This window comes from Candidatus Methylomirabilota bacterium (genome assembly GCA_036001065.1).
Lineage (GTDB): Bacteria > Methylomirabilota > Methylomirabilia > Rokubacteriales > CSP1-6 > MNEF01.
In genome coordinates, this window is sequence record DASYUQ010000103.1 from 1 (window position 1) to 2,390 (window position 2,390).

The following is a 2,390-nucleotide window of genomic DNA, read 5'->3' on the forward strand; positions in this document are numbered from 1 at the left end:
GAGAGCGACAGCGGCAGCCAGGTCGGGACTACTTTGTCGAGCAACTGCCATTGGTGCATTTGTCGCCGATCACGGCGATGCCCTGGATCTCGATCTCCATGCCGGGACGGGCGAAGTTCGACACCGTGATGAGCGCGCTGCCCGGGAAGTTGCCGTCGGGGAACATCTCTCTGCGGATTTGCACGAAGCGGTCGCCGTAGCGCGCATCCTTGATGAACACCGTCATGGTGACGAGATTGGCGAGCTTTCCTCCGGCGCGCTGCAGGGTCTGGTCCATGAGGGCGAACACCCGCCGCGCCTGCGCCTCGAAGTTGCCGGAGATGTCCTTGCCGTCCGCGTCCATCGTCGCCGTCTGGCCGGCCATCCAGACGATGCGCCCACCGTCGGTGACGACGGCGGGCGAGAACGCGCGGCTCTTCTGGAAGTCGCTCTTCTCCAGATAATCGGCGGCCTGCGCCACCCCGCAGATGGTCGCGAGAAAAACGGCGGCGAGCATCAGCATGGTCTTGTTCATGTCGGCTCCTTTCGTCCTCTGATGACCGGCGACAATGGCCCGCGCCGCGCTAGTGCCGTTCCAACTTGTTGATACTAAATCTGTCCACGAACGACGTACACGGTGCCTTCCTAGGCGCGAATAGTTGGAACGGCACTAGTGTTCCGTCTGGGACGTCATGTTAACGATCGCCGCGCTCGCGCCGCTGCCGGCGGGGCCGACGCGGCATGCGCGGCAGGGATCGCGGGACCACGCGGCACGCGTCTGCGGCCCCGTTGCGGCTGGGCTCCACCTGGGGACGCGGGGTCCGTTGCCAGCGGGCGGGACGGGTCTTGTCGAGCCCTGCCGCACGCGCCCGTCGGCCCCGGCGCCGCGTGCTGGCGGGCCCTGAACATGACTTCGAGGACGGGACACTAGTGGGCTCGGGCCGCTTCTTGCAGCTCCCGTACGTGCTCGGCCCAGTGGCGGGCCAGCAGCTCCAACCGCTGCCGTCCCGTCATCGTCTCGCCCGTCACCCGCTGAAAGCAGGGCTTGTCGATATCGGGCGCGTGGCGGACGGCCCGCACCAGCCGGGCGTGGGCCTGCCGCACCTGGGCCAGCAGCTCGTCGAAGCTTTCGTGCTCATGGAGGCGGCGGCAGACCTCGTTCACGGTGTCGGCGTCGGCCGGCACCGGCCACAGCGGTCCGCCCTGGGCGGCCGACTGGATGCCCCAGGCGGTGGCGTCGTGGAAGTAGATGAAGTGCATCAGCACATCCCGGGCCTGCCAGCGGTCGACCCGGGCCTTGCTCACCCGGCCCGGCCCCTCGAAATAGGCCAGGGTCTCCTGCACCACTCGGTCCAGGTCGGCGATCAGCGCTTCCTTCGAAGGCGACGTCGTCATCGGCGAGCCCTCCTGCGGCTAAAGACGGAGCGGTAGTGTAGCATCGGCATGTGCGCGGAGGTGCAGCGTGAGCGCGAAGCCGGTCGTTCTCGAGTTCGGGATGGGCGTGGACGTCCACGGGGCGGACTCCACCACTGCGGCCTGCCGCGCGGTGTCGGATGCGATCCGGCATTCGAGCCTGCCGCTGTTCCAGGAGGTGCGCGAGCGCGGCGGCCGGATGCTGGTGGACGTCACCGTCGGCGTGCCCGACCCCGCGTCCGTCGACGTGGATCGGGTCCGGCGCGAGCTTCCCCACGGCGAGGTAACCGTGCGCCCCGTCAGCGGCGGCTTGCGGGTGCCGGGCGCCGACACGCTCATCGCTTGCGTGGCCATCACCGTCAGCGTCGAATATCCCCAGGAGCCCCGACGATGAGCACGACCACGACCGGTATCGGCCTCCAGCGACTCCAACATCTGGTCCTGTGGGTGGCGGACGTCGAGCGCAGCGTGCGCTTCTACTGCGACGTGCTGGGCTTCGAGGTCAAGATGCGATACCCGCAGGTCGTCTTCCTGAAGATCCCCGGCAGTCCGGACGACCATCACCTCGGCCTGTTCGAGCAGACGGGCGTGAAGCCGCCCGACGAGCGGGTGGCGCGCATGTACCACTCCGCCTGGGAGGTGGGCGACATCACCGATCTGGTGCGCGCGCGGCAGCGGTTGAGCGAGGGGGGCGCTCTGGTCGGCACGTCGGATCACGGCGTGAGCCTGTCGCTCTACGCCCAGGACCCGGACGGGCTGGAGTTCGAGATCTTCTGGACCGTGCCCGACGGTCGCCCGGCTCCGACGAGGGCGCTGGACCTCGAAGGGGAGCTGCTCCGGCGCGGCATCACGATGCCCTGAAGGGCGGCTCGCGTCGGACCCGGCCCGCGCTCACGCGAGTTCCGCCCGCGCGCTCATGGCCACAGTCCCTTCGGGGGTCACCGCCCAGAGTTCGCAGCCGCGGCCGTCCGGGGTGGGCCGGCCGCGCAGCTCGAAGG

Annotated in this window: 4 protein-coding genes; 2 read left to right on the forward strand and 2 right to left on the reverse strand. The window is 69.1% G+C overall.

Annotation, left to right across the window (positions count from 1 at the left end; all coding sequences use genetic code 11):
- Window positions 1-28: 28 nt before the first annotated feature.
- Complete coding sequence (locus tag VGV13_09575) at window positions 29-514, reverse strand: RidA family protein (protein ID HEV8641333.1); 486 nt, start codon at window positions 512-514, stop codon at window positions 29-31.
- A gap of 392 nt (window positions 515-906) precedes the next feature.
- Window positions 907-1,374, reverse strand: a complete 468-nt coding sequence (locus tag VGV13_09580; GenBank protein HEV8641334.1) for a hypothetical protein — start codon at window positions 1,372-1,374, stop codon at window positions 907-909.
- A gap of 67 nt (window positions 1,375-1,441) precedes the next feature.
- Here VGV13_09580 and VGV13_09585 point away from each other — a divergent pair, with 67 nt between their 5' ends.
- Both VGV13_09585 and VGV13_09590 read left to right on the forward strand, forming a co-directional pair.
- Window positions 1,442-1,786 carry a Lin0512 family protein gene (locus VGV13_09585; protein HEV8641335.1) on the forward strand — a complete coding sequence of 115 codons (345 nt, stop codon included), beginning with the start codon at window positions 1,442-1,444 and terminating at the stop codon, window positions 1,784-1,786.
- Complete coding sequence (locus tag VGV13_09590; GenBank protein HEV8641336.1) at window positions 1,783-2,253, forward strand: VOC family protein; 471 nt, start codon at window positions 1,783-1,785, stop codon at window positions 2,251-2,253. The genes VGV13_09585 and VGV13_09590 overlap by 4 nt, the downstream gene beginning before the upstream one ends.
- The last annotated feature ends 137 nt before the right edge of the window (window positions 2,254-2,390 follow it).

Excerpts from the sequence above, each read along its gene's own strand:
- VGV13_09575 (HEV8641333.1), bottom strand. The coding sequence starts at position 514 with ATGAACAAGACCATGCTGATGCTCGCCGCCGTTTTTCTCGCGACCATC.
- VGV13_09580 (HEV8641334.1), bottom strand. The coding sequence starts at position 1,374 with ATGACGACGTCGCCTTCGAAGGAAGCGCTGATCGCCGACCTGGACCGA.
- VGV13_09590 (HEV8641336.1), top strand. The coding sequence starts at position 1,783 with ATGAGCACGACCACGACCGGTATCGGCCTCCAGCGACTCCAACATCTG.